The organism is Bradyrhizobium paxllaeri (assembly GCF_001693515.2).
GTDB classification, from domain to species: domain Bacteria; phylum Pseudomonadota; class Alphaproteobacteria; order Rhizobiales; family Xanthobacteraceae; genus Bradyrhizobium; species Bradyrhizobium paxllaeri.
On sequence record NZ_CP042968.1, the window covers coordinates 3,817,063 to 3,841,940 of the forward strand.

General features: G+C 63.6%; 24 protein-coding genes. 15 read left to right on the forward strand and 9 right to left on the reverse strand.

Going from position 1 to position 24,878, the window contains the following annotated elements; all coding sequences use genetic code 11:
• The first annotated feature begins 6 nt into the window (after positions 1-6).
• From LMTR21_RS18165 to LMTR21_RS18190, 6 genes are all read left to right on the forward strand, one after another.
• Complete coding sequence (locus LMTR21_RS18165; protein ID WP_430642584.1) at positions 7-735, forward strand: ABC transporter ATP-binding protein; 729 nt, start codon at positions 7-9, stop codon at positions 733-735.
• A 38-nt stretch (positions 736-773) separates the two neighbouring features.
• Entirely contained in the window at positions 774-1,994 is a 1,221-nt protein-coding gene (locus LMTR21_RS18170; RefSeq protein ID WP_065755114.1) for an ABC transporter substrate-binding protein, read from the forward strand.
• Between the two features lie 70 nt (positions 1,995-2,064).
• Positions 2,065-2,985: a branched-chain amino acid ABC transporter permease gene (locus LMTR21_RS18175; RefSeq protein ID WP_065755113.1), complete on the forward strand. Its 921-nt coding sequence runs from the start codon at positions 2,065-2,067 to the stop codon at positions 2,983-2,985.
• A gap of 1 nt (position 2,986) precedes the next feature.
• Complete coding sequence (locus tag LMTR21_RS18180; RefSeq protein ID WP_065755112.1) at positions 2,987-3,955, forward strand: branched-chain amino acid ABC transporter permease; 969 nt, start codon at positions 2,987-2,989, stop codon at positions 3,953-3,955.
• 151 nt (positions 3,956-4,106) lie between these two features.
• On the forward strand, positions 4,107-4,751 hold the full coding sequence (locus LMTR21_RS18185) for a DUF47 domain-containing protein (protein WP_065755111.1): 645 nt from the start codon (positions 4,107-4,109) through the stop codon (positions 4,749-4,751).
• Between the two features lie 15 nt (positions 4,752-4,766).
• Entirely contained in the window at positions 4,767-5,771 is a 1,005-nt protein-coding gene (locus tag LMTR21_RS18190; RefSeq protein ID WP_065755110.1) for an inorganic phosphate transporter, read from the forward strand.
• Here LMTR21_RS18190 and sugE read toward each other — a convergent pair.
• A complete protein-coding gene (gene sugE, locus LMTR21_RS18195; protein ID WP_065755109.1) occupies positions 5,763-6,086 on the reverse strand; it encodes a quaternary ammonium compound efflux SMR transporter SugE in 324 nt (107 codons plus the stop codon). The two genes, LMTR21_RS18190 and sugE, sit on opposite strands and share 9 nt — an antisense overlap.
• Before the next feature lie 154 nt (positions 6,087-6,240).
• Here sugE and LMTR21_RS18200 point away from each other — a divergent pair, with 154 nt between their 5' ends.
• The 5 genes from LMTR21_RS18200 to LMTR21_RS18220 all read left to right on the forward strand — a co-directional run bounded on the left by LMTR21_RS18200 (position 6,241) and on the right by LMTR21_RS18220 (position 11,857).
• Positions 6,241-7,860, forward strand: coding sequence for a peptide chain release factor 3 (locus tag LMTR21_RS18200; protein WP_065755108.1), 1,620 nt, complete (start codon positions 6,241-6,243; stop codon positions 7,858-7,860).
• Between the two features lie 179 nt (positions 7,861-8,039).
• Entirely contained in the window at positions 8,040-8,642 is a 603-nt protein-coding gene (locus LMTR21_RS18205; protein ID WP_065755107.1) for a hypothetical protein, read from the forward strand.
• A 203-nt stretch (positions 8,643-8,845) separates the two neighbouring features.
• Entirely contained in the window at positions 8,846-9,430 is a 585-nt protein-coding gene (locus LMTR21_RS18210; RefSeq protein WP_065755106.1) for an NnrU family protein, read from the forward strand.
• Position 9,431: 1 nt separating this feature from the next.
• Entirely contained in the window at positions 9,432-10,253 is an 822-nt protein-coding gene (gene panB, locus LMTR21_RS18215) for a 3-methyl-2-oxobutanoate hydroxymethyltransferase (protein WP_065755105.1), read from the forward strand.
• 11 nt (positions 10,254-10,264) lie between these two features.
• Positions 10,265-11,857, forward strand: a complete 1,593-nt coding sequence (locus LMTR21_RS18220) for a class I adenylate-forming enzyme family protein (protein WP_065755104.1) — start codon at positions 10,265-10,267, stop codon at positions 11,855-11,857.
• 12 nt (positions 11,858-11,869) lie between these two features.
• Here LMTR21_RS18220 and LMTR21_RS18225 read toward each other — a convergent pair whose 3' ends face one another.
• Positions 11,870-12,172: a hypothetical protein gene (locus LMTR21_RS18225; protein WP_065755103.1), complete on the reverse strand. Its 303-nt coding sequence runs from the start codon at positions 12,170-12,172 to the stop codon at positions 11,870-11,872.
• Positions 12,173-12,290: 118 nt separating this feature from the next.
• Complete coding sequence (locus LMTR21_RS18230; protein WP_065755102.1) at positions 12,291-13,163, reverse strand: hypothetical protein; 873 nt, start codon at positions 13,161-13,163, stop codon at positions 12,291-12,293.
• A gap of 244 nt (positions 13,164-13,407) precedes the next feature.
• On the opposite strand from LMTR21_RS18230, the gene LMTR21_RS18235 reads away from it, so the two are divergent.
• Genes LMTR21_RS18235 through LMTR21_RS18250 form a run of 4 tightly spaced genes read left to right on the forward strand, consistent with a single transcriptional unit; the run spans position 13,408 to position 17,273 of the window.
• Positions 13,408-14,061 carry a tetratricopeptide repeat protein gene (locus LMTR21_RS18235; protein ID WP_065755101.1) on the forward strand — a complete coding sequence of 218 codons (654 nt, stop codon included), beginning with the start codon at positions 13,408-13,410 and terminating at the stop codon, positions 14,059-14,061.
• A 28-nt stretch (positions 14,062-14,089) separates the two neighbouring features.
• Positions 14,090-14,596 (forward strand): hypothetical protein, encoded by a 507-nt coding sequence (locus LMTR21_RS18240; RefSeq protein ID WP_065755100.1) that lies wholly within the window; start codon positions 14,090-14,092, stop codon positions 14,594-14,596.
• A 56-nt stretch (positions 14,597-14,652) separates the two neighbouring features.
• Positions 14,653-16,035, forward strand: coding sequence for a ribosome biogenesis GTPase Der (gene der, locus LMTR21_RS18245; RefSeq protein WP_065755099.1), 1,383 nt, complete (start codon positions 14,653-14,655; stop codon positions 16,033-16,035).
• Entirely contained in the window at positions 16,032-17,273 is a 1,242-nt protein-coding gene (locus tag LMTR21_RS18250; protein WP_084030843.1) for a TCR/Tet family MFS transporter, read from the forward strand. Before der ends, LMTR21_RS18250 begins: the two co-directional genes overlap by 4 nt.
• Positions 17,274-17,486: 213 nt before the next feature.
• Here LMTR21_RS18250 and LMTR21_RS18255 read toward each other — a convergent pair whose 3' ends face one another.
• From LMTR21_RS18255 to radA, 6 genes are all read right to left on the reverse strand, one after another.
• Entirely contained in the window at positions 17,487-18,713 is a 1,227-nt protein-coding gene (locus tag LMTR21_RS18255; protein WP_065755098.1) for an ABC transporter substrate-binding protein, read from the reverse strand.
• Positions 18,714-18,807: 94 nt separating this feature from the next.
• Positions 18,808-19,944 (reverse strand): NHL repeat-containing protein, encoded by a 1,137-nt coding sequence (locus LMTR21_RS18260; RefSeq protein ID WP_065755097.1) that lies wholly within the window; start codon positions 19,942-19,944, stop codon positions 18,808-18,810.
• 137 nt (positions 19,945-20,081) lie between these two features.
• On the reverse strand, positions 20,082-20,822 hold the full coding sequence (locus tag LMTR21_RS18265; RefSeq protein ID WP_065755096.1) for an SDR family NAD(P)-dependent oxidoreductase: 741 nt from the start codon (positions 20,820-20,822) through the stop codon (positions 20,082-20,084).
• A gap of 225 nt (positions 20,823-21,047) precedes the next feature.
• Positions 21,048-22,553 carry an amidophosphoribosyltransferase gene (purF, locus tag LMTR21_RS18270; protein ID WP_065755306.1) on the reverse strand — a complete coding sequence of 502 codons (1,506 nt, stop codon included), beginning with the start codon at positions 22,551-22,553 and terminating at the stop codon, positions 21,048-21,050.
• Between the two features lie 31 nt (positions 22,554-22,584).
• A complete protein-coding gene (locus tag LMTR21_RS18275; RefSeq protein ID WP_065755095.1) occupies positions 22,585-23,214 on the reverse strand; it encodes a CvpA family protein in 630 nt (209 codons plus the stop codon).
• Between the two features lie 166 nt (positions 23,215-23,380).
• A complete protein-coding gene (gene radA / locus LMTR21_RS18280) occupies positions 23,381-24,838 on the reverse strand; it encodes a DNA repair protein RadA (RefSeq protein WP_065755094.1) in 1,458 nt (485 codons plus the stop codon).
• Between the last annotated feature and the right edge of the window lie 40 nt (positions 24,839-24,878).

The window sequence follows — 24,878 nt, forward strand, 5'->3', positions numbered from 1 at the left end:
TTGAAAATGGCCGAAGCCGCCGCCAAGCCGGCAGGCGCCGAGGTGCTTTCCGTCTCCGACCTGCAGGCCTGGTACGGCGAATCTCACATCCTTCACGGCATCAACTTCAATGTGAAGGCCGGCGAAGTGGTCACGCTGCTCGGCCGCAACGGCGCCGGCAAGACCACGACGCTGAAGTCGGTAATGGGAATTATCGGCAAGCGTACCGGTTCGATCCGTTTCAACGGTCAGGACATCACGCGCGCCTCGTCCGACAGGATCGCGCGACAGGGCATCGCATTCTGTCCCGAGGAGCGGGGCATTTTCGCAAGCCTTGACGTGCGCGAAAACCTGCTGCTGCCGCCCGTCGTGCGCAGCGGGGGACTGTCGCTCGACCAGATCTTCGAATTGTTTCCGAACCTGAAGGAGCGCCTCAACAGCCAGGGCACCAAGCTTTCGGGTGGCGAGCAGCAGATGCTGGCGATCGCCCGAATCCTGCGCACCGGCGCGCGCTTCCTGATGCTGGACGAGCCGACCGAAGGTCTCGCGCCCGTCATCATCCAGCAGATCGGCCACACCATCGCGCGGCTGAAATCGGAAGGCTTCACCATCCTGCTGGTCGAGCAGAATTTCCGCTTCGCCTCCACGGTGGCCGACCGCTACTACATTGTCGAACATGGCAAGGTCATCGACGGTTTTGCCAATTCGGAGCTGTCGGCCAATATGGACAAGCTCCACACCTATCTCGGCGTTTAATCGGTACTGTGACTGCACTCTGGATTTATGGAGATACTATGAAACATCGGATTTCAGCTCTCTTCCTCGGCACCGCGCTTGCGCTTGCCGCGGGCAGTGGCGCCATGGCGCAGGACAAGACCGTCAAGATCGGCGTGCTTACCGACAATTCCGGACTTTACTCCGACCTCGGCGGCGCGGGCTCGACGCTCGCCGCCCAGATGGCGATGGAAGATTCCGGCCTCGCGGCCAAGGGTTGGAAGATCGACGTCGTCTCCGCCGACCACCAGAACAAGCCCGACATCGCCACCACCATCGCGCGGCAATGGATCGACGTCGAGAAGGTCGACATCTTCATGGATGTGCTGAACTCCGGCGTTGCGCTGGCGGTCAACAATCTGGTGAAGGAAAAGAACGCCATCATGATCAATACCGGCGCGGCGACGTCGGATCTGACCAATGCCCAGTGCTCGCCGAACACGATCCACTGGGTCTACGACACCTACATGCTCGCCAACTCCACCGGCCAGGCGCTGGTGAAGGCCGGCGGCGACACCTGGTACTTCCTGACCGCGGATTATGCGTTCGGTCACGCGCTGGAGCGCGATACCACGGCGGTCGTCGTGAAGTCGGGCGGCAAGGTCATCGGCGGCGTCAAGCATCCGCTGAATTCGTCGGACTTCTCGTCCTTCCTGCTGCAGGCGCAGGCGTCCAAGGCCAAGATCATCGGCATGGCCAATGCCGGCGGCGATACCACGAACACGATCAAGCAGGCAGCGGAATTCGGCATCGTTGCCGGTGGCCAGAAGCTTGCCGGTCTGCTGCTGTTCATCACCGACGTGCATTCGCTTGGTCTCAAGGTGGCGCAGGGCCTGAACTTCACGGAAACCTTCTACTGGGATCTGAACGACGGCACCCGCGCGTTTTCGAAGCGCTTCTCGGAGCGCATGAAGAACAAGGCGATGCCTTCAATGGTGCAGGCCGGCGTCTATTCGGGCCTGATCCACTATTTCAAGACGCTCGATGCGATGGGCGGCAATCCGCATGACGGCACGAAGGTCGTTGCCAAGATGAAGGAATTGCCGACGGATGACGCGCTGTTCGGCAAGGGCACGATCCGCGCTGACGGCCGCAAGATTCACCCGGCCTATCTGTTCGAGGTCAAGAAGCCTGCGGAATCCAAGGGGCCGTGGGACTATTACAAGCTGATCGGCACCACCCCGGGCGAACAGGCCTTCCGGCCGCTTTCGGAAAGCGCCTGTCCGCTGGTGAAGAAGTAACAACAACGGCCCGTCGGCATCGCGGCGGCGGGCCACTTTTCGCTTAACAACGAGATCGAGTGCCAAACCGATGCAAGCTCTCTACGCCCAGCTCCTGGTGGGACTGATCAACGGATCGTTCTACGCGCTGCTCAGTCTCGGGCTGGCCGTGATCTTCGGCATGCTCAACATCATCAACTTCGCCCACGGCGCGCTCTACATGATGGGCGCGTTCACGGCGTATTTTCTGCTGCATCTCACGGGAATGGGATACTGGTGGGCGCTGATCATCGCGCCGATCGCCGTCGGCATTTTCGGCATGATCCTGGAACGGACCATGCTGCAATGGCTGACCGGGCTCGATCATCTCTACGGCCTGTTGCTGACCTTCGGCATCGCGCTGATCGTGCAGGGCGTGTTCCAGAACTATTTCGGCTCGTCGGGTCTGCCTTACGCCATCCCGGACTATCCGCAGATCGGCGATTGCTCGCCGAACGCCCCGCAGGACGCAATCTGCAGGCGCGGCCTGCAGGGTGGCATCAATCTCGGCTTCATGTTCCTGCCGGTCTACCGCGGCTGGGTGGTGATCTTCTCGCTGGTGGTCTGCTTGGCGACCTGGTTCCTGATCGAGAAGACGCGGCTCGGCGCTTACCTGCGCGCCGCGACCGAAAATCCGACCCTGGTCCGCGCCTTCGGCATCAATGTGCCGCGCATGATCACGCTGACCTACGGCCTCGGCGTCGGGCTTGCCGCGCTCGCCGGCGTGCTGTCGGCGCCGATCAATCAGGTCCGCCCGCTGATGGGCGCGGACCTGATCATCGTCGTGTTCGCGGTGGTGGTGATCGGCGGCATGGGATCGATCATGGGATCGATCATCACCGGCTTCGCGCTCGGCGTGATCGAGGGGCTTACGAAGTATTTTTATCCCGAGGCTTCCAACACCGTGGTGTTCGTCCTGATGGTGCTGGTGTTGCTGGTGAAGCCAACGGGACTGACGGGACGGGCGGCCTGACATGAGCGCATTGACTGACGACACACTGCCGGTAACCCCGCGCGCGATACGCGACGAGATGATCGTGTTCGCCTTGATGGCGGTGCTGCTGGGACTCGTACCCCTGACGGGCATCTATCCGTTCTTCGTGATGCAAGCGCTGTGTTTTGCGCTGCTTGCCTGCGCCTTCAACCTCTTGATCGGCTATGGCGGCCTGTTGTCGTTCGGCCACGCCATGTTCCTGGGCACTGCAGGCTACTGCTCGGCGCATGCGCTCAAGGTCTGGGGTGTAACGCCGGAGGTCGGAATTCTGGTCGGCGTCGCCGGCGCTGCGGCGCTCTCCGTCGTCACCGGCTTCATCTCGATTCGCCGGCAGGGCATCTATTTTTCGATGATCACGCTGGCGCTCTCGCAGCTCCTGTATTTCATCTATCTGCAGGCGCCGTTCACCCATGGTGAGGACGGCATCCAGGGCATTCCGCAAGGCTATCTGTTCGGAGTATTCAATCTTTCGCAGCCGACGGTGCTTTATTACGTCGTATTGGCGGGCTTCCTTGCCGGCTTCCTGCTGATCTTCCGCACCATCAACTCGCCGTTCGGCGAGGTCTTGAAGGCGATCCGCGAGAACGAGCAGCGGGCGATTTCGCTGGGCTATAAGACCGACCAGTACAAGCTGCTCGCCTTCATTCTGTCCGGTACGCTTGCGGGCTTTGCCGGCTCGCTGAAGGTGTTCGTGGCGCAGAACGCCTCGCTCACCGACGTGCACTGGACGATGTCGGGTGAAATCGTGCTGATGACGCTGGTCGGCGGCCTCGGAACCATCTTCGGCCCGGTCGTCGGCGCCTTCGTGATCATCGCCATGCAGCAATATCTGGCCGGGTTCGGCCAGTGGGTGACGGTGATCCAGGGGGTCATCTTCGTGGCCTGCGTGCTGACGTTCCGCCGGGGTATCATCGGCGAAATCGCTCATTTTTTCCGCCGATCCCTGTAAAACGGCCGGTTTTGGCGCCGTTTTCGGCTTCACAAAGCGGTGGATGACCCGGTTCCCGGGTCCCGCCGTGGCGCGTTTTCCCTGCGAATGGTCTATGACAGCTTCGTGACGGGCCGCTCCCCGCGGCCGTTCTGAACGACGGACAATACCCATGCTGCGCTGGTTTCGTGCCTTTTTGCCCAAGGAGGAGCGGTTTTTTGACCTGTTTGCCCGACATGCCCAGACGGTAGTGCAGGGCGCGCTGGCGTTGCAGGACATGCTGCGCGGCGGCGAGGAGACGCCGGTATTCTGCCAGCGCGTCAACCAGTTCGAAAACGATGCCGACGGCATCACCCGCGAGGTACTGACCGCGGTTCGGCGCACCTTCATTACCCCGTTCGACCGCGGCGACATCAAGAACCTGATCACCGCAATGGACGACGCCATCGACCAGATGCAGCAGACCGCGAAGGCGGTGGTGCTGTTCGAAGTCCGGACGTTCGAACCCCCGATGCGCGAAATAGCTACGCTGCTGGTCGAATGCGCCAACCTCGTCAGCCGCGCGCTTCCCCTGATGCAGTCGATCGGCAACAACGTCGCGATGCTGACCTCCATCACCGAGGAAATCGGAAAGCTGGAGGGCCGTATCGACGATCTCCACGACATCGGGTTGAAGGAGCTGTTTCTCAAGCACCGCGACGGCAATTCGATGGACTTCGTGGTCGGTGCCGAGATCTACAAGCACCTCGAAAAAGTGTCCGACCGCTTCGATGACGTCGCCAACGAGATCAATTCGATCGTGATCGAACAGGTATAGGGCAGGGCCAATTCAGTGGACGCCACCCTTGGTCTTCCAATTCTGATCTTCCTGATCGCGGTCGCGCTGCTGTTCGATTTCCTCAATGGATTGCACGACGCCGCCAATTCGATCGCAACAATTGTATCGACCCGCGTGCTGCGCCCGCAATATGCGGTGATGTGGGCCGCTTTTTTCAATTTCATCGCTTTCCTGGTGTTCGGATTGCACGTTGCCAATACCATCGGCACCGGCATCATCGACGCCAGCGTCGTGGATGCCACCGTCATCTTCGCGGCGCTGGTCGGCGCCATCGTCTGGAACCTGATCACCTGGGCGCTCGGTATTCCGTCGTCGAGTTCGCACGCGCTGATCGGCGGACTGGTCGGCGCCGGCGTCGCCAAGGCAGGCATTTCCGCGGCAGTCTGGAGCGGCCTGTCCAAGGCGCTGCTGGCGATCGTGCTGTCGCCGTTGGTCGGGTTCCTGCTGGCACTGATGCTGGTCGCGATCGTGTCCTGGCTGTCGGTGCGCTCGACGCCGTTTGCGGTCGACCGCGCCTTCCGCATCCTGCAATTCGTCTCGGCCTCGCTCTATTCGCTCGGCCATGGCGGCAACGACGCGCAAAAAACCATGGGTATCATCGCGGTGCTGTTATATTCGCAGGGGCACCTCGGGACGGATTTCTCCGTCCCGTTCTGGGTCGTGATCTCCTGCCAGGCAGCCATGGGGCTCGGCACGCTGATGGGGGGCTGGCGGATCGTCCGCACCATGGGGCTGCGGATCACCAAGCTGACGCCGATGCAGGGCTTTTGCGCGGAAACCGGCGGCGCTGCGACCCTCTTCATGGCGACCTTTCTCGGAGTTCCCGTTTCCACGACCCATACCATCACCGGCTCCATCGTCGGCGTCGGCGCGGCGCGGCGGGTCTCGGCGGTGCGCTGGAATGTGGCAAGTTCGATCGTCTACGCCTGGGTGATCACCATCCCGGCATCCGCAAGCGTGGCTGCGCTGACCTATTGGGCGGTGCTGCTGCTACGCTGATCCGGTGACAAGCTTGAGCCCGATGATGCCGGCCACAATCAGCCCGATGCAGGCGAGGCGGGCGGCGGTCGCGGGCTCGCCGAACAGGAAGATGCCCAGGATTGCCGTTCCGACCGCGCCGATTCCGGTCCAGATCGCGTAGGCGGTTCCAATCGGCAGCACTTTCAGGGCAAGACCGAGCAGCAGGATGCTGCCGGCCATGCAAGCGAGCGTCAGGACCGATGGAATGAGCCGGGTGAAACCTTCGGTATATTTGAGGCCGATCGCCCAGCCTATTTCCATGAGGCCGGCGACGAACAACACGATCCAGGCCATGACAACCCTCCTGATCAGGCAGGGTCGTCCCCGCGGATGAGCTGTGAGTTGGAAGGTCGTCCTTCCCAAGCCGATATGGGACTGGAGAGCGACCCCTGCAACCACCAAATGAGGCTTGATTAGCCCCCCTTTCCCTGCCAAACGCTCGAGCCTCATGTCCGACATTGCTGCCGCCGCCGAATCGCCGCTCCGCACGCCGCTCTCAGATGAAGTGGCGCGGCGCCGCACCTTTGCGATCATCTCCCACCCGGACGCCGGCAAGACCACGCTGACCGAAAAGCTCCTGCTGTTCGGCGGCGCCATCAACCTGGCGGGGCAGGTCAAGGCCAAGGGCGAGCGGCGCAACACCCGCTCGGACTGGATGAAGATCGAGCGCGAGCGCGGCATCTCGGTCGTGACCTCGGTCATGACGTTCGAGTTCCAGGATCTCGTCTTCAACCTCTTGGACACGCCGGGCCACGAAGACTTCTCCGAGGACACCTACCGCACGCTCACGGCCGTCGATTCCGCCGTCATGGTGATCGACGCCGCCAAGGGCATCGAGGCGCGGACGCGAAAGCTGTTCGAGGTGTGCCGGCTGCGCGACATCCCGATCATCACCTTCATCAACAAGATGGACCGCGAGAGCCGCGATACTTTCGAGCTCCTCGACGAGATCGAGAAGACGCTGGCGCTCGATACCACGCCGATGACCTGGCCGGTCGGCCGCGGCCGCGACTTCCTCGGCACCTACGACGTCGTCAATGGCGGCGTGCGGCTGCTCGAAGGCGGCGGCGCCAAGACCGGCGCGACCGAGCAGATCGATATCGCCGATCTCGCCGGCCGCAACGCCAATCTCGACGTTGCCGAGATCAAGGACGAGCTCGCGCTGGTGTCGGAAGCCTGCAAGCCGTTCGAGCTCGAGGCATTTCGCGAGGGCCATCTCACGCCGGTCTATTTCGGCAGCGCGCTGCGCAATTTCGGCGTCGGCGATCTCCTGGAAGGTCTCGGCAAGTTCGCGCCCGCGCCCCGCGCGCAGGACTCCAACGTTCGAAAGGTCGAGGCCGCCGAGCCGCGTATGAGCGCCTTCGTGTTCAAGATCCAGGCCAACATGGATCCGAACCACCGCGACCGCATCGCCTTTGCGCGGCTGTGTTCCGGCAAGCTCAGCCGCGGCATGAAGGCAAAGCTGGTGCGCACCGGCAAGAACATGTCGCTGTCGTCGCCGCAGTTCTTCTTCGCCCAGGACCGTTCGGTGGCGGACGAAGCCTTTGCCGGCGATGTCGTCGGTATTCCCAACCACGGCACCTTGCGAATCGGTGATACGCTGACGGAAGGTGAGGACATCACCTTCGTCGGCGTCCCCAGCTTTGCGCCGGAGATCGTCCGCCGCGTGCGCCTCACGGATGCGATGAAGGCGAAGAAGCTGAAAGAAGCGCTGCAGCAGATGTCGGAAGAGGGCGTCGTGCAGGTGTTCCGCCCGCGTGACGGCGCGCCGGCGCTGGTCGGCGTCGTCGGTCCGCTGCAGCTTGATGTGCTGAAAGCGCGGCTGGACGCTGAATATTCGCTGCCGGTCGAATTCGAGGTCTCGGAATTCCAGCTCGCCCGCTGGATTTCCTCCGACGACCGCAAGAAGCTCGAGGCCTTCGTCGCCGCCAACAATTCCGGCATCGCCGACGATGTCGACGGCGACCCGGTGTTCATGGCCAAGAACGAGTTCTATCTCGGCTATACCCGCGAACGCGCCGAAGGGATCAACTTCTCCAACGTCAAGGACGTGAAGAAGAAAGCGTAAGGCGGGGCTCGCGTTCGCGCCAACCCCCGCTGTCGTCCTCCGCGAAAGCGGGGGACCCAGTACGCCGGTGAGGTTGGCCGCGGAACTGTCCGCCATGAACGCGAGGATGTGAACACGGCCCGCCTTGATAGCCGCCAGGACGTGCATCAGTTTAGTCGGGTCGCCCCAGGACTCCGCGCATGTTTCGGTTCGCCATCGTCTGCCTGATCGGCCTGTTCGCCGGACTGGGCGCCGCCGACGCCCAGTCGCGGCGCCAGATCGACGCCACGCCGTTTTCGCATGCGCCCTGCAGCGTGCTTGACGGCCGGCCGTGCACGCCGTCGTTCTGCAGCGTGTTCAACGATGGTCCATGCATTCCCGAGATCGACTATCCATACGGGCAGGACCTGCAACTCACGATCGAATCCGCGCCACCGCAGGATCAAGCCGCGAAGTACCGGAAGCCGGACCATGATCTCGATACGATCGGCGACCTGTTCGCGGCGTTGCGATCCTGCTGGTCGCCGCCGCCGTCCGACGTTGCGCGCGCGGGTATGCAGATGTCGGTTCGCTTCAGCTTCAAGCGCTCGGGCGAGATCATCGCCGCGCCTCGCATGACCTATGCCACGGCAGGCGTGTCGGCGGATACCCGTTCCACCTATCTGAAAGCGATCAACGCCTCGCTTGCGGCCTGCACGCCGCTGAAGCTCACCAGCGGGCTTGGCGGCGCGCTGGCGGGGCGGCCGATCGCGATCCGCTACGTCGACAACCGCGATCTGGGCAAGCAGGCGGAGAAGCCGTGAGTCGAGTACGTCATTCCGGGGCGATGCGAAGCATCGAACTATGGTGCGCACTTGCGCACCTGAGAATCTCGAGATTCCGGGTCTGGTCCTTCGGACCATCCCGGAATGACGTCGTACCATGTGCATCTGGCACGTTGCAGTTCGGGCCATTAAAATGATACGCGGGATAATCCGGAAAACCAGCCTCGCTACGGAGGGACATCATGGGACTGCTGGTGATGATCCTGGGCCTGATCCTGTTCTTCGGTGTCCATACCCTCACCATCCAGCGCAAGGCGCGCGCGCAGGTCATCGCCGCGACGGGCGAGGGCGGCTACAAGATCGGCTATGCGCTGGCCTCCTTCGTCGGCCTGGCGCTGATCATCTGGGGCTTTGCCAAATATCGTGCGACGGGCTGGATCGATGTCTGGAGCCCGCCGGTGGCGCTCAAGCACATCACGGTGGCGCTGATGCTGCCGGCGATTATCCTGGTGGTGGCGTCCTACATCCGCGGCCGGATCTATACGACGCTGAAACATCCGATGTTGACCGGCATCAAGCTGTGGGCGGCGGCGCATCTGCTCGCCAATGGCGATCTCGGCTCGATCATCCTGTTCGGCTCGTTTCTCGCCTGGGCGGTCTATGACCGCATTTCACTGAAATCCCGTTCCGACGCCGGCGCGCCGCCGATTCCCGTCGGAGGTCCCGGCAACGACCTGATCGCGATCGCGGTCGGCGTCGTCGCCTATCTGGCGCTCGCATTCGCGTTCCACCCGGTCGTGATCGGCGTCCCCGTGGTTGGAGCCTGACATGTCCGTTCAATCTGCCATCAAGCGCAAAACGGCGCCGGATATCCGCGCGCGCAAGAACGGCGAGCCGATCGTGATGCTGACGTCGTATCACGCGCACACCGCCGCGCTGGTGGATCGCCATTGCGACGTCATCCTGGTCGGCGATTCCCTCGGCAATGTCATGCACGGTCTCGAGACCACCGTGCCGGTGACGCTCGACATGATGATCCTGCAGGGACGCGCGGTGATGCGGGGATCGAGGCACGCTTTGGTCGTGGTGGATATGCCGTTCGGCTCCTATGAAGCCTCGAAGGAGCAGGCGTTTCATTCCGCGGTGCGAATATTGAAGGAGACCCATTGCGGCGCGGTCAAGCTCGAGGGCGGCGTGCGGATGGCGGAAACGGTGGCGTTTCTCTCCGAGCGTGGCGTGCCGGTCATGGGCCACATCGGCTTGACGCCGCAGTCGATCAACACGCTCGGCTCGTTTCGCGCACAGGGCCGCGACGCGGGCAGCTGGGATCCGATCCTGAACGACGCCAAGGCGATTTCCGATGCCGGGGCGTTCTCGGTCGTGGTCGAGGCGGTCGCCGAGCCGCTGGCGCGAAAGATCACGGAGACCATTGCCATTCCCACCATCGGTATCGGCGCCAGTGCAGCCTGCGACGGGCAGGTGCTGGTGCTCGAGGACATGCTCGGTCTTTCGCCGCGGACGCCGAAATTTGTTCGCCGCTACGGCGAGCTCGGTCCTGCGATCGAAGCCGCGATCAAGGGCTATGCCGACGACGTGCGCTCGCGGGCGTTCCCCGGACCTGAACACGTCTACGAGATGAAGAAGAGTTGACAGGGCGCGCCATGGACTGGTCGCAGCACTCCATTCCCGCGATGCGGCTCGAACCGCGCTTCGGCGATCGTATCGTCCCGGTCTTTTGCGAACGGCCCAGGAGTATTCCGGCGATGGTCGCCGAAGCCGTTGCGCGAAACGGCGATGGCGAGGCGCTGGTCTGCGGCGCCACGCGAATGACATGGCGCGAAGTCGCGCGGCGATCGGCGCAAATCGCAGCCGGGTTGCAAAACCTCGGCCTTCAGCGCGGCGATCGCATCGCGGTGCTGCTCGGCAACAGAACGGAATTCGTGCTGACGATGCTGGGGGCAGCCCACGCCGGGCTGGTGACGGTGCTGCTTTCGACCCGTCAGCAAAAACCCGAAATCGCCTACGTGCTCACCGATTGCGGGGCAAAGCTCCTGATCCACGAGGCCGCGCTGGCCGACCGCGTGCCTGATGCGGCCGATATTCCCGACGTGACGCACCGGATCGCCGTCGACGACGATCCGCGGCTCTCGCGCTTTTCCGAACTGGCCAATCATTCGCCTGCAGCGCCGGTCGAGGTCGGTGAAGAGGACACCGCCATGATCCTCTACACCTCGGGCACCACGGGCCGGCCAAAGGGCGCGATGCTCGCCCATTGCACCATCATTCATTCGTCGATGGTGTTCGTGTCGTGCTTGAAGCTGACGGCGTCGGACCGCTCGATCGCCGCCGTACCACTCGGCCATGTCACCGGTGTGGTCGCCAACATCATGACCATGGTGCGCGCTGCCGGCGCGCTGATCATCATGCCGGAGTTCAAGGCGGCGGAATATCTGAAGATGGCGGCGCGCGAGCGCGTTAGCTACACCGTGATGGTGCCGGCGATGTACAATCTCTGCCTGCTGCAGCCGGATTTCGACAGCTACGACCTGTCGAGCTGGCGGATCGGCGGCTTTGGTGGCGCGCCGATGCCGATCGCCACCATCGAGAAGCTCGCGGCGAAAATCCCCGGCCTGCAACTCGCCAATTGCTATGGCGCGACCGAGACGACCTCGCCCTCGACCATGATGCCCGGCGCATTCGTCGTGAGCCACATCGACAGCGTCGGGCTGCCGTGCCCGGGCGCCACCATCATCGCCGTCGACGCCGAGGGCCGCGAGCTGCCGCGCGGCGCGATCGGCGAAATCTGGATTCACGGCGGCTCGGTCATCAAGGGCTACTGGAATAATCCGAAGGCGACGACGGAGAGTTTTACCGCCGGCTTCTGGCATTCCGGCGATCTCGGTTCGATCGATGAAGAGAACTTCGTTCGCGTGTTCGATCGGCAGAAGGACATGATCAACCGCGGGGGCTTGAAGATCTATTCGGCGGAGGTGGAGTCGGTACTGGCAGGCCATCCCGATGTGGTGGAAAGCGCGATCATCGCCAAGCCGTGCCCGGTACTGGGCGAGCGCGTGCACGCCGTCGTGGTGATCAGCAATACGATTGGGGCGGAGGTGCTGCGCGCCTGGTGTGCCGAGCGGCTGTCCGACTACAAGGTGCCGGAAACCATCGATCTGCGCACGGACGCGTTGCCGCGCAACGCCAATGGGAAGGTGATGAAACGCCAGCTCCGCGAGGCCTTCACAGCGGTCTGAGCAACGAGCCGATCAAGCCGAAGTTTTGTCGACGAATTCCTCGAGGTAGTCGGGCACATCACGCCCATCGATGTCGCATCGACAGCGGATTTCTCTCGCGACGTCCCTGGAAAGATCGTCGGTCCAGTGCTCCAGCGTGTTGAAGGCGACGACCTCGATCGGGTCGTTGAACTGTCCCGACAGGAGGTCGGTAATGACCGTCTCGATGTCAGCGCACTCGGTTTGTCGAGCGACGCCTTGCTGCCCCGGACTTTCCACGACCAGATAAATCGTCTGATCGGCGCCATACGGCACAATCGGCGGAAATCCGCGCATTGTCCGATCTCCATCTAACGGACGTTCAATAGCAGCGCAGCGGAAAGGTTCCTATTGCGCGGCGACGATTAAAGCGCAGTGTCGTGCCTAATTACCGCACGTCGGTGCACGTCAACGGCTAGAGCTTCGGCGCGCTGCCTTTGGGAAGCGAGCCTTCGCTCGGCCCGCCGGTAAGCGCCGCGCTGTCGATCGCGGCCGCGCTGATGAGTTGCTTGACGTCCAGCAAGGTGAATTGCGCGATGCCGACACGGTCGGCCGGCGTGCCCGGAACGAGCTGCACGCTCAATACGCCGTCGCAATTCGCGCCCTTGGCCTCGGCGAGCATGGCGCTCGGATCCCTGGCTTTGGTCTGCGCGCGCTTCACGACCGCCACGCAACTGCCGCGGACGGTGTCGCCGTTGAGCTTGACGGCGGCCCTCGGGTCGAGCGGCTTGTCGATCGCTTCCAGCGCAGTCGCTTCCTTGTACTTGCCGCCGACCGACACGATCGAGCCCTTGCGGTAGATGTAGTACAGGTGCTGATCGCCCACGATGGTGGGCACGCCGTATTTGCCCATGATCTCCTTGATCATGTCGGCCTTCGACGGCTGCTGGTCCTGCGCGAAGGTCAGATTGCGCGCGACGAAATAGGCGCGGTTGGCGCTCGCGGGCGAGGAGAAGCTGGCCGAGAGCATTTCGCCGTTCTGCTTCGGACCGGCGGGGAGGCTGAAATTCAACGCGGTGACATAGCCCGCGCCGCCATCGCCGAATTTCTGCTGCTGGATATCGGTCTTGGTGTCGGTTCGGCCCTTGAACAGGGAATCAAAAACGGCGCGTGCCGATTCGGCGTTCGATTCGGTCGACATGCCCAAAATGTCAGGGCGCAACTTGCCCGAGAACGCCGTCTCGGGCGTCTTGAGCGCCTTGGGTTTGACGTCATCGGCCGGTGACGCGGTGGCCACGGATACCATTCCCATGGCAAGCGTCATCGAAACCAGCACATAGCGAGACATGAAACACCTGAAAAATCGGGTAGAGTCGAGCGTTGCAGCGGCCGGGATTACGCCAAGCTTTGAACCACGAAGTCAACATTGGCGGACGGTTTCGGAGGTGCCCCGGGTAGCGCTGTTAACGCTTTGATCCGCCTTGCTTTGCCTTGCCACCGCCATATCGATAGGCTACGCCCCGGCCATGCGGGGATCGGGCGCGCGATACGGCCGCCCAAGTCGCGGTTCCTCGGGGATGGGATACCTTTAAGTGTCTGAATTATTTGACGAAGTCGACGAGGAAGTCCGTCGCGAACAGCTCAAAAAGCTGTGGGACAAATATTCGATTCTGATCATTGCCGGCCTGATTTTGATCATCGCTGCCGTGGGCGGCTGGCGCGGCTACCAATATCTTGAGGCCAAGAAGGCGGCTGAGGCGGGTGCTGCGTTCGACAGAGCGGTCGAGCTTTCGGAAGCCAACAAGCATGCAGAGGCTGAAGCAGCCTTTGCCGATCTGGCTGCGAAGGCGCCATTCGGATATCGCGTGCTGGCACGGCTGCGGATGGCTGCGGAAGTCGCCGAACGCGATCGGCCGGCCGCGGCGAAGTTGTTCGACGAGATCGCCGCCGACCGTAGCGTCGGCGTGGCAGAGCAGGATCTGGCGCGGATTCGCGCCGCCCAGCTGCTGCTGGAAACCGCCACCTATCCCAACATGAAAGAGCGCCTCGAAGCCGCTGCTGCGCCGGGCGCTACCTTCCGCCATACCGCGCGCGAACTGCTGGCGCTGTCGGCCTGGCGTGCCAACGATACCGCGGCGACGCGGCAATGGCTGGACATGATCGCGAACGACGGCGAGACGCCGCCGAGCCTGCGCTCGCGTGCCGAAGCGCTGCAGGCCCTGCTGCCGCCGGTCGCCAAGAGCTGATACCAGCAAAACGAGTTGGAAAGTTGATATGCGCCGCCCGCAACGTTTGATCGCAACGGTCGTCCTCATCGCGCTTTCAGGCGCGCTGGCAGGCTGCGGCAGTACGGCCAATTTCGACCCAAGCGATCTGCTCGACTTCCTCGATACCAAGAAAAAGCTGCCTGGCGACCGCAAGCCGGTGTTCCCCGACGGCGTGCCGGGCCTCGAGCAGGGCGTGCCAAAGGATCTCTACCGGGGCGCCCGCCAGCAGGATGACCCGAACGCGCAGGCGGCCGCTGCCCCTCCGCCGGCGGAAGAACCGAAATCCAAGCGTGGCGCCAAATCCAAGGGCAAGCAGGCTGCCGCGCCCGCCGCCGCGGACCCGGACGCTGCGCCCGAAGAGGACAGCACCGCCGCCGCGCCGCCGGCGCCCAAGCCGGCCAAGATCGTGCGCAAGCGCACCACCGCGCCGCCGCCCGATCAATCGGCCGCGCCGGCACAATCCCAACAATCGGCATTCCCGGCCCCGATGCCGAGCGGCAGTTTCACGCGCTGATTTCTTGTTTTCGTTCGATTGACACGCCCTCCAAAAAAGGGGCGTTTGGATCATTTATGTCCTTCACGATCGCCATCATTGGCCGACCCAATGTGGGTAAGTCGACGCTGTTCAACCGGCTCGTCGGGCAGAAGCTTGCGCTGGTGGATGACGAGCCCGGCGTCACCCGTGACCGCCGCGAGGGCAATGCGCGTCTCGGCGACCTCGAATTCACCGTGATCGACACCGCCGGCCTCGACGAGGGCGCCAGGGGCTCGCTGACCGCGCGGATGCAGGAGCAGACCGAAACCGCGATCGGAGTCGCCGATGCGCTGATGTTCGTGATCGACGCCCGCGCCGGACTGACGCCGAACGATCGCGCCTTTGCCGATTTTGCCCGTCGTGCCAACAAGCCGGTGGTGCTCGTTGCCAACAAGAGCGAGGGCAAGCACGGCGAACTCGGCGCGATGGAATCCTACGCGCTCGGGCTCGGCGATCCCATCCAGATTTCGGCCGAGCATGGCGAGGGCATGAGCGATCTCTACGACGCGCTCGCTGCGCTGATGCCGGAGCCAGCCGAGGAGGCCGAAGAGTTCGACGACGATGACATCATCTCGGATGAGGATCTCGCCCAGCGTCCGATCCGCGTCGCCATCGTCGGCCGCCCCAATGCCGGCAAATCCACGCTGATCAACCATCTGCTCGGCGAGGAGCGGCTGCTGACCAGCGCCGAGGCCGGCACCACGCGCGATTCGATTTCGGTGGAGATCACCTGGCAGGGCCGCGATTTCCGTGTGTTCGATACCGCAGGGCTCAGGCGGCGCTCGCGGATCGAGGAGAAGCTGGAAAAATTGTCGGTGGCGGACGCGCTGCGCGCGGTGCGCTTTGCCGAAGTCGTCGTCATGATGATGGATGCGCAGAACCGGTTCGAAGAACAGGATCTGCGCATTGCCGACCTGATCGAGCGCGAGGGGCGGGCGATCGTGCTCGCGGTCAACAAGTGGGATCTGATGGAGCGCAAGCCTCATCTTATCCAGGCGCTGCGCAGCGATGCCGATCACTGGCTGCCGCAGGTCAAGGGTGCGCCGATCGTCGCGGTATCCGGCCTGATGGGCGAGGGCATCGATCGCCTGATGACCGCGATCCAGGACGCGTATGCGGTGTGGAACAAGCGCGTGCCGACGGCCGCGCTCAATCGCTGGTTCGAACAGGCGGTCGACGCCAACCCGCCGCCGGCGGTGTCGGGCCGCCGGCTGAAGCTGAACTACATCACCCAGACCAAGGGACGCCCGCCAAGTTTCGTGCTGTTCTGCTCGCGCGCGGATGCCGTGCCGCAATCCTACTTGCGTTATCTCACCAACAGCCTGCGCGAGGCCTTTGATCTGCCGGGCACGCCGATCCGGATCACGCTGCGCGAGAAGGCCAATCCGTTCGCCCACAAGCGCAAGCGGCCGTCATGAGCGAGCAGGTGTCCACCGCTGTTGCCGACGAGAAACCGCCGGTACGCAGTGGCGCGGCGGCCTTCATCTTCGTCACCATCCTGCTCGACATGCTCGCGCTCGGCCTGATCCTGCCGATCCTGCCCAAGCTCGTGGAAAGTTTCGTCGACAACGACACGGCAACCGCGGCGCGGATCTTCGGGCTGTTCGGTACTGCCTGGGCGTTGATGCAGTTCCTGTTCTCGCCGATCCTCGGCGTGCTTTCGGATCGGTTCGGCCGGCGGCCGGTGGTGCTGCTGTCGAATTTCGGCCTGGCGCTGGATTACGTGCTGATGGCGCTGGCGCCGACGCTTGTGTGGCTGTTCATCGGCCGGGTGATATCGGGCATCACCTCGGCGAGCATCTCCACGGCCTTTGCCTACATCGCCGACGTGACGCCGCCGGAGCGGCGCGCGGCGGTGTTCGGCAAGATCGGCGCGGCCTTCGGCGCCGGCTTCATTCTCGGCCCCGCCATCGGCGGCCTGCTCGGGGGCATGGATCCGCGCCTGCCGTTCTGGATCGCGGCGGGTTTGAGCTTTGCGAACGCGCTCTATGGCTGGCTGATCCTGCCGGAGTCGCTGCCGCCGGAACGGCGCGCCCCGTTTCACTGGAAGAGCGCCAGCCCGATCGGCGCTCTGCATCTATTGCGTTCGAACCGAATTCTTGCAGGCCTGTCGCTGGCAAACTTCTTTGGCCAGGTCGCGCATGTGGTGCTGCCGTCCACCTTCGTGCTCTATGCGACTTACCGCTATGGCTGGGATACGACGACGGTCGGTCTCACGCTGGCGTTGGTTGGCGTGTGCGCCATGGTGGTGCAGGGTGCGGGCGTCGGGCCGATCGTGTCGCGCCTCGGTGAGCGCAGGGCGCTGCTGCTCGGACTTGCCAGCGGCGGACTGGGGTTCTTCATCTATGGCGCGGCGCCGACCGGACCGCTGTTCTGGGTCGGCATTCCCGTGATGGCGCTGTGGGGCGTAGCGGGTGCGGCGATCCAGGCGCTGACCACGCAGCTCGTTGCACCGGATCAGCAGGGGCAGTTGCAGGGCGCGACCAACAGCGTCAACAGCATCGCGCAGATGGTGGGGCCGTTTCTGTTCACGCTGACGTTTGCCTATTTCATCAGCGATCAGGCGTCGGTGAAAATGCCCGGCGCGCCGTTTCTGCTGGCGGCGGCGTTACTTGGGCTGGCGCTGGTGATCGCGTGGCGGACGCTGAAAAAGTAGGGGAATCGTAGGGTGGGCAAAGCGAAGCGTGCCCACCATTTGCGATGTTGAACCGGAGAGATGGTGGGCACGGCGCTTGCGCGCCTTTGCCCACCCTACGGCAATTCGCTTTCGATAACATCCGGTCATTCCGGGGCGCGCGAAGCGCGAACCCGGAATCTCGAGATTCCGGGTCTGGCGCTGTCGCGCCATCCCGGAATGACGACTACGTCGTCACTTCTTCACCAGCGGGCAATCGCTGGCTTCGAGCGGCTTGGCGGCATCCTCCGGCGCGATGGTGGCGACCAGCTTGTAGTAGTCCCACGGTCCCTTCGACTCTTCCGGCTTCTTCACCTCGAACAGATAGGCCGGAATGAGACGGCGGCCGTCGGCGCGCAGCGGACCCTTGCCGAACAGCGGATCGTCGGTCGGCAGTTCCTTCATCTTGGCGACAACCTTGGCGCCGTCATGCGGGTTGCCGCCGAGCGCTTCCATCGCCTTCAGGTAATGCAGGATCCCCGCATAGAGGCCGGCGACGGTCATCGAGGGCATCGAGCCCTTCGGCGAGAGCTTCTGGAAGCGCTTCGACCATTCGCGGGTGTTGTCGTTGAGATCCCAGTAGAACGATTCGGTGAACGTCAGGCCCTGCGCGGTCTTCAGGCCGAGCGCATGCACGTCGTTGATGAAGAGCAGCAGCGCGGCGAGTTTCTGACCGCCCTGGACGATGCCGAATTCGGCTGCCTGCTTGATCGAGTTGGTGGTGTCGCCGCCGGCATTGGCAAGGCCGATGACCTTGGCCTTCGAGGACTGCGCCTGCAGCAGGAAGGAGGAGAAGTCCGAGGTGTTGAGCGGATGCCTGACGGCGCCCAACACCTTGCCGCCGGTCTGGGTGACGACATTGCCGGTGTCGCGCTCCAGCGCATGGCCGAAGGCGTAGTCGGCGGTGAGGAAGAACCAGGTGTCGCCGCCGGCCTTGGTCAGCGCCTTGCCGGTGCCGTTGGCGAGCATGTAGGTGTCATAGGTGAAGGAGATGGTGTTGGGATTGCAGGCCTTGCCTGTGAGGTCGGCGGTGGCTGCGCCCGAGTTGAGCAGCACCGAGTTCTTTTCCTTCACCAGATTGCTCACGGCGAGTGCAACGCCCGAGTTCGGCGTATCCGCGACCGCGTCCACCTTGTCGGCGTCGATCCATTGCCGCGCGATGTTGACGCCGATATCGGGCTTGTTCTGATGGTCGCCGCTGACGACGTCGATCTTCCAGCCCTTCTTGGTGAGACCGGAATCCTCGACCGCCATCTTGACCGCAGCCACCGAATTGGGGCCGCCGATGTCGGCATAGAGGCTCGACATGTCGTTGAGCACGCCGATCTTTACGGTCTTGTCCTGGGCCAGTGCTGGCGTCGCGAGGGTAAGGGCGGCAAGCGCCACGGAGGCGGCCAAGCGCCGCGCAATTCTGGTTGTCATTGTATATTCCTCCTGAAATGGTTGTTCGCCGGCTCTCTTTTCGGAACCTGCCAGCAGTTTGCGATAGTCTTTCTCGAAAGCGCGGGCAATGCACCTATCGTAGCGCGTCCGAGGTCAGTTTGAATTTCTGGATCCGCTTCCCGGTATCGACCTCGGCTGTATAGACATTGCCCTTGGCATCCACGGCCATGGCGTGAACCCAGTGGAACTGCCCGGCATTGCGGCCGCTGCGGCCAAAACTGCCGACTACGGTACCATCGTCCCGTTTGAGCACCCGGACTTCATTGTTCTCGCCGTCGGCGCTCAGCAGATAGGTCTGCTTCGGGTCGGGCCAGATCGCGATATCCCACACGGCACCGTTGCCGCGCGTGTTCTTTTCGTAAAACCATTCCTTAACGAAGGTTCCATCTTTCCTGAAAACCTGAATACGGTTGTTCATGCGGTCGCAGACGTAGAGCAACCCATCGTTGGCGAGTTTCACGCAATGCACGGGGTTGGCGAATTGCTGCGGGGCCGGTCCGTTGGGATCGTAGGGCGGCTGTTTCTCGTCGCTCGGTGGTTTGCCGTAGGCGCCCCAGTGCCGCTTGTAGGCGCCTGACGTGGCGTCGAACACGATGACGCGGCGATTGCCGTAACCGTCGGCGACGAAGATTTCGTTGGCGTCCTTGTCGACCGCGGTCTCCGCGGGCTTGCCGAGTTGCGTGGTATCGGCGCTGCCCTTGCTCGGCGCGATCTTACCGATCTGCATCACGAACTTGCCGTCGGATGTGAATTTCAGGATCGCATTGTCGTTGTCGGCATTGCCGCCAACCCACACGAAACCTTTCTCGTCCACTTCGATGCCATGCTCGCGGCCGACCCATTCATAGCCTTCGCCGGGGCCGCCCCAGGAGCGCAAGAGATTGCCGTCGGCGTCGAACTCCAGCACCGGCGGCGCCGAGACGCAGCACTTTGAGCGGGGCGGGGTCAGCGCCGCGCCCTTTTCGTCGTCGGTCAGCGAACGCGGACGATGAATGACCCAGATATGACCCTGCGCATCGACGGTGATGCCGCCGACCTGGCCCAGGATCCAGTTGTTCGGCAGCGGTTTTGGCCAGGACGCATCGACCGCAAAGGTCGGGATATCGCCGGCGTGCGACGGTGCGGGCGCTGCAATCAGCATTGCGGCGGTGAAGCAGGCGGAAATAGCTCTGGAGAGATTTTGGCGGGCGCGATTACGCGTCGGCGTCATGAGTGCCTCCCGATGGTTTTTCTTGGCGGGTTATCCCGCTTGGGATGGCAGTCAATCGTGGGGAGGAATGGGTGTCAACGGTTGAACGCCGTCGTTGCGAGCGGAGCTCGCAATGACGGCGAGGAGCTTGCGAAAGCTTACTCCGGCGCGCGGAAGCTCATCAGTGTCCGCGTCTTGTAGTCGTAGAGCTTGCCCGTCTCGCTCCACTCCGGCGCGCACATCGGCACGATGAATTCCGCGGCCTGTTCCGGCGTGTCCAATGTCATCGGATCTTCGCCGGGAAAGATGCTGGCGCGCATGCGGGTGCGGATCGGGCCGGGGCTGAACAGGTTGACGCGCAGTTTTGTGCTCACGGTCTCGTTGGCCCAGGAGCGCACCAGCGTATCCAGTGCGGCCTTCGAGGCGGCGTAGGGGCCCTGGTATGCGTTGGCCTTGCTGGCGGCGCCCGAAGTGACGAACACGGCGCGGCCGGCGTCCGAGACTCTGAGCAGCGGATCCATGCAGCGGATGAGCTGGAAGTTCGCGGTGACGTTCACTGCGATGACGTCGTTCCACGGCTTCAGCTCGATATGCCCGAGCGGCGAGGACGGACCGGCGATACCGGCGTTGCCGATGAGAATGTCGAGCTTGCCGTGACGCTCATGCAGCGCTGCGCCGAGCCGCGCGATGCCGTCGAAGTCGGTGAGGTTGAGCGGCACCAGCGTGGCGCTGCCACCGTCCTTGCGGATCTCGTCGTCGAGTTCCTCAAGGCCGCCTTGCGTGCGTGCGATGGCAACGATGTGCGCGCCGGCACGGGCGAGCGCGCGGGCCGTCGCATAGCCAATGCCGCGTGAGGCACCCGTGACGAGCGCGATGCGGGAGGCGAGGGGTTTGGTCATGATGTGCCACTTTCGTCATGCCTGGACTTGTTCCGAGCATCCACGTCTTTGCGGCGGGGTATTACAGACGTGGATGGCCGGGACAAGCCCGAGGGCAAGAAAAGCATCGTCATTCCGGGATGGCCCGAAGGGCCAGACCCGGAATCTGGAGCTTAGAAACTGGAGTTTTATTATCTCGAGATTCCGGGTTCGATGCTTCGCATCGCCCCGGAATGACGCTTCGCGTCAGCTCGCTTCCGCCAGCAGCGACAATTGCCGGGGCTGCGGCTCGACCTGGGTCTGGTCGGTGAGGTGGGTCGGGTAGGTGCCGGTGAAGCAGTGGTCCGAGAATTTCGGATTGGCGGGATCGCGGCCCGGTTCGCCCATGGCGCGATACATGCCGTCGATCGACAGGAACGCCAGTGAATCCGCGCCGATGATCTCGCGCATTTCCTCCAGCGAGTGGGTCGCGGCGAGCAGGCCGCCGCGGTCCGGCAGGTCGATGCCGTAATAATCGGGATAGAGGATCGGGGGCGAAGCGAGCCGGAAATGCACCTCGCGGGCGCCCGCGTCGCGCATCATGCGGACGATCTTCTTGGACGTGGTGCCGCGCACCAGCGAATCGTCGATCAGGATGATGCGCTTGCCTTCGATCGCGGCGCGGTTGGCCGAATGCTTCATGCGCACGCCGAGTTCGCGAACGCTCTGGGTCGGCTGGATGAAGGTGCGGCCGACATAGTGGTTGCGGATGATGCCGAGTTCGAACGGCACGCCGGAAAACTGGCTGTAGCCGACGGCTGCGGGCACGCCGGAATCCGGCACCGGCACCACGACGTCGACATCGGGATGGCTTTCGCGCGCGAGCTGCGCGCCGAAGGCTTTTCGGACGTCGTAGACCGAACGGCCGCCGACGATGGAATCCGGCCGCGCGAAATAGATGTATTCGAAGATGCAGGGCCGCGGCGGCTTCGGCGGGAACGGCTTGTGGCTGTGCGCGCCGGTCTCGTCGAACACGATGATCTCGCCGGGCTCGACGTCGCGGACATATTTGGCGCCGATCATGTCGAGCGCACAGGTTTCCGAGGTCAGGATCGGACGGCCGTCGAGATCGCCCAGCACCAGCGGCCGAATGCCGAGCGGATCGCGCGCACCGATCAGCTTCTTGTTCGTCAGCGCGACCAGCGCGTAAGCGCCTTCGATCGCGCGCAGCGACTCGATGAAGCGGTCGATGAAACGGCTGCGCTTGGATTGCGCGACCAGATGCAGGATGACCTCGGTGTCCGTGGTCGACTGCATCATGGCGCCGCCCTTCACCAGCTCGCGGCGCAGCGTCAGGCCGTTGGTGAGGTTGCCGTTGTGGCCGACCGCGAAGCCGCCGGCGCTGAGCTCGGCAAACAGCGGCTGGACGTTGCGCAGGATGGTGCCGCCGGTCGTGGAATAGCGGACATGGCCGACGGCCATAATGCCGGGCAGGCGCTCGATCACCTCACGGCGGGAGAAGGTGTCGCCGACGAGACCGAGCCGACGTTCGGAATGGAAGCGGCTGCCGTCGAATGAGACGATGCCGGCGGCTTCCTGGCCGCGATGCTGGAGAGCGTGTAGTCCGAGTGCCGTGATGGCGGCAGCCTCAGGGTGGCCGAAAATGCCGAACACGCCGCATTCCTCGCGTAGCGTGTCGCCTTCGAGATCGTCCTGCAACTCGATACCGGGATTCAGATCGAGTTGGCCGGCGGGATCGGAAGGGTTTTGCATCGCGTCCATCGCCTCTCTATCTTGGCCAGAATTAGCGGCCCGCGGGTTTCTCGATCAGCTTTTTAAGGCTGTCGCGGGCAGGTTTACTGTAGCCATCGCCAGACGCAGGGGCTGCCTGGTCGGCGTCAGTTTGGTCGTCTTCCGGTTTATTCTTCTTGAATCGTTTTAAGATGGTGTTCTCGGGGTCGTCAGGCAAGAGCGACATTAACCAATCCCCGGTTCCCTGCAGCACCACCCGGGACTTCGCACCGGTGATCCAGTCCGGCCGCTGCTTGTCCGGGACCAGCCAGCTAAAGAACAGGAAAGCGACTACCACGATCAGGAGGCCGCGGCCGAGGCCGAACAGGAAGCCGAGCGTGCGATCCAGCGCGCCGATCCGGGAATCCAGGATCATGTCGGAGATTCGCACCGTGATCACGGAGACCACGATCAGGGTGCCGATGAAAGTGCCCGCCACCACCACCACGGCCGCGATCGTTTCGCTGCCAAAATAGGCCCTGGCGGATGGCATCAGCTTCGTGAACGCATAGAGTGTCACCAGCGCCGCCGCGCCCCAGGCCGCGATCGACAGGATTTCGCGCATGAAGCCGCGCACCATGGCGAGCAGCCCCGAAATCAGCATCACTCCGAGCAGGACGAGATCGAGTATCGTTACGGGCATCGGCTGGTCAGGTCCGCTCGTCAGTTCTCAAAGCAGCGAATCGGCGGGTCAGAACTCCCCCAAGAGAGGGGCAGACGGCGCATCCCGCAAGGCCGGATATCGTGCCATCCCGGTCCGCCTTTCGCGCGCGTTGTATAGCGGCGAGGGCGGGGCGCGTCACGCCGCTTTAGCTGTTTTCACGACGGAATCGCGACGGTGTGGCATTTTTCTCCGTCACACCCTCGCGACTGGCGTCCCGGTTGCCTCTCGGCGTGCCGCGCGCCGCGATTTCGGCAACCAGGCTGGTCAGTCCGCCGACGCTGTTTAGCGCCAGGCCGCCGTCGCTGCCGATCTCGCCGCGGGCCGATTCGGGCAGAACGGCGCGTCCAAATCCCAGTTTGGCGGCCTCTTTCAGACGCGCCGAGGTTTGCGCCACCGGCCGGACCGCGCCGGAGAGCGAAATCTCGCCGAAATAGACCGCATCCGTCGGTAACGGCGCGTTTACCAACGACGACACCAGGGCGGCTGCCGCCGCGAGGTCGGCCGCAGGCTCCTGGATCCGCAGGCCGCCCGCCACGTTCAGATAGACGTCGTAGCCGGACAATTTGACCCCGCAATGGGCCTCCAGCACCGCCAGCACCATCGACAGCCGGCTCGGGTCCCAGCCCACCACGGCCCGCCGGGGCGTGCCCAGCGTGGTCGGCGCCACCAAGGCTTGTAATTCCACCAGAACGGGGCGGGTGCCTTCGATTCCGGCAAAAACCGCCGTGCCCGGACTGCCCAGATCGCGTTCAGAAAGGAACAATTCGGAGGGGTTGGAGACCTCGCGCAGGCCCAAGCCTGTCATCTCGAACACCCCGATCTCGTCAGTCGGCCCGAAACGATTCTTCATCGCGCGCAAAATGCGGAAATGTTGCGAGCCTTCGCCCTCGAACGACAACACTGCGTCGACCATGTGCTCGACCACGCGGGGGCCTGCGATCTGGCCGTCCTTGGTGACGTGCCCGACCAGGATGATCGCCGCACCGGATTTCTTGGCGAATCGAATGAGCGCCTGCGCCGAGGCGCGGACCTGTGTCACCGTTCCCGGCGCCGATTCCACCGTATCGGTCCACATGGTCTGGATGGAATCGATCACGATCAGGCGCGGCACCGCGCCTTCCGACAGGGTCGAGACGATATCCTCGACCGAGGTCTCGGCGGCCAGCTGCACCGGCGCATCCGCCAGCCCCAGCCGCTCCGCGCGCAGCCGCACCTGCGCCACGGCCTCTTCACCCGATATGTAGACTGCACGATGCCCGGCGCGCGCCAGCATGCTGGTGGCCTGCGTCAGCAGCGTCGACTTGCCGATGCCGGGGTCGCCGCCGACCAGAAGGACGGAGCCGCGGACAAAGCCGCCGCCGGTGACGCGATCGAGCTCCGTCATGCCGGAGGACAGGCGAGGGGCGTCGTTGCTCTTGCCGGTCAGCGATTCCAGCGCAAACGTCCGGCCCCTGCGCTTCGAACGGATCGACACCGGCACGCTACCAGACGTGTCCTCTTCGGCCAGCGTGTTCCACTCGCCGCAGGACTCGCACTTGCCCTGCCAGCGATTATACGCCGCGCCGCAGTTCTGGCAGACAAAGGAGAGGGTGGATTTGGCCATGATGGGGAATAGCAGACTCGGTGGAACGGGCGGCACTACT

Bases quoted from the DNA above. Each gene is read 5' to 3' on its own strand.
- LMTR21_RS18260 (WP_065755097.1), bottom strand. From the start codon at position 19,944: ATGACGCCGACGCGTAATCGCGCCCGCCAAAATCTCTCCAGAGCTATT.
- LMTR21_RS18205 (WP_065755107.1), top strand. From the start codon at position 8,040: ATGTTTCGGTTCGCCATCGTCTGCCTGATCGGCCTGTTCGCCGGACTG.
- LMTR21_RS18225 (WP_065755103.1), bottom strand. From the start codon at position 12,172: ATGCGCGGATTTCCGCCGATTGTGCCGTATGGCGCCGATCAGACGATT.
- LMTR21_RS18255 (WP_065755098.1), bottom strand. From the start codon at position 18,713: ATGACAACCAGAATTGCGCGGCGCTTGGCCGCCTCCGTGGCGCTTGCC.
- LMTR21_RS18265 (WP_065755096.1), bottom strand. From the start codon at position 20,822: ATGACCAAACCCCTCGCCTCCCGCATCGCGCTCGTCACGGGTGCCTCA.
- LMTR21_RS18240 (WP_065755100.1), top strand. From the start codon at position 14,090: ATGCGCCGCCCGCAACGTTTGATCGCAACGGTCGTCCTCATCGCGCTT.
- panB (WP_065755105.1), top strand. From the start codon at position 9,432: ATGTCCGTTCAATCTGCCATCAAGCGCAAAACGGCGCCGGATATCCGC.
- sugE (WP_065755109.1), bottom strand. From the start codon at position 6,086: ATGGCCTGGATCGTGTTGTTCGTCGCCGGCCTCATGGAAATAGGCTGG.
- LMTR21_RS18165 (WP_430642584.1), top strand. From the start codon at position 7: ATGGCCGAAGCCGCCGCCAAGCCGGCAGGCGCCGAGGTGCTTTCCGTC.
- LMTR21_RS18220 (WP_065755104.1), top strand. From the start codon at position 10,265: ATGGACTGGTCGCAGCACTCCATTCCCGCGATGCGGCTCGAACCGCGC.
- purF (WP_065755306.1), bottom strand. From the start codon at position 22,553: ATGCAAAACCCTTCCGATCCCGCCGGCCAACTCGATCTGAATCCCGGT.
- LMTR21_RS18210 (WP_065755106.1), top strand. From the start codon at position 8,846: ATGGGACTGCTGGTGATGATCCTGGGCCTGATCCTGTTCTTCGGTGTC.
- LMTR21_RS18275 (WP_065755095.1), bottom strand. From the start codon at position 23,214: ATGCCCGTAACGATACTCGATCTCGTCCTGCTCGGAGTGATGCTGATT.
- LMTR21_RS18230 (WP_065755102.1), bottom strand. From the start codon at position 13,163: ATGTCTCGCTATGTGCTGGTTTCGATGACGCTTGCCATGGGAATGGTA.
- LMTR21_RS18185 (WP_065755111.1), top strand. From the start codon at position 4,107: ATGCTGCGCTGGTTTCGTGCCTTTTTGCCCAAGGAGGAGCGGTTTTTT.
- radA (WP_065755094.1), bottom strand. From the start codon at position 24,838: ATGGCCAAATCCACCCTCTCCTTTGTCTGCCAGAACTGCGGCGCGGCG.
- LMTR21_RS18180 (WP_065755112.1), top strand. From the start codon at position 2,987: ATGAGCGCATTGACTGACGACACACTGCCGGTAACCCCGCGCGCGATA.
- LMTR21_RS18170 (WP_065755114.1), top strand. From the start codon at position 774: ATGAAACATCGGATTTCAGCTCTCTTCCTCGGCACCGCGCTTGCGCTT.
- der (WP_065755099.1), top strand. From the start codon at position 14,653: ATGTCCTTCACGATCGCCATCATTGGCCGACCCAATGTGGGTAAGTCG.
- LMTR21_RS18250 (WP_084030843.1), top strand. From the start codon at position 16,032: ATGAGCGAGCAGGTGTCCACCGCTGTTGCCGACGAGAAACCGCCGGTA.
- LMTR21_RS18175 (WP_065755113.1), top strand. From the start codon at position 2,065: ATGCAAGCTCTCTACGCCCAGCTCCTGGTGGGACTGATCAACGGATCG.
- LMTR21_RS18200 (WP_065755108.1), top strand. From the start codon at position 6,241: ATGTCCGACATTGCTGCCGCCGCCGAATCGCCGCTCCGCACGCCGCTC.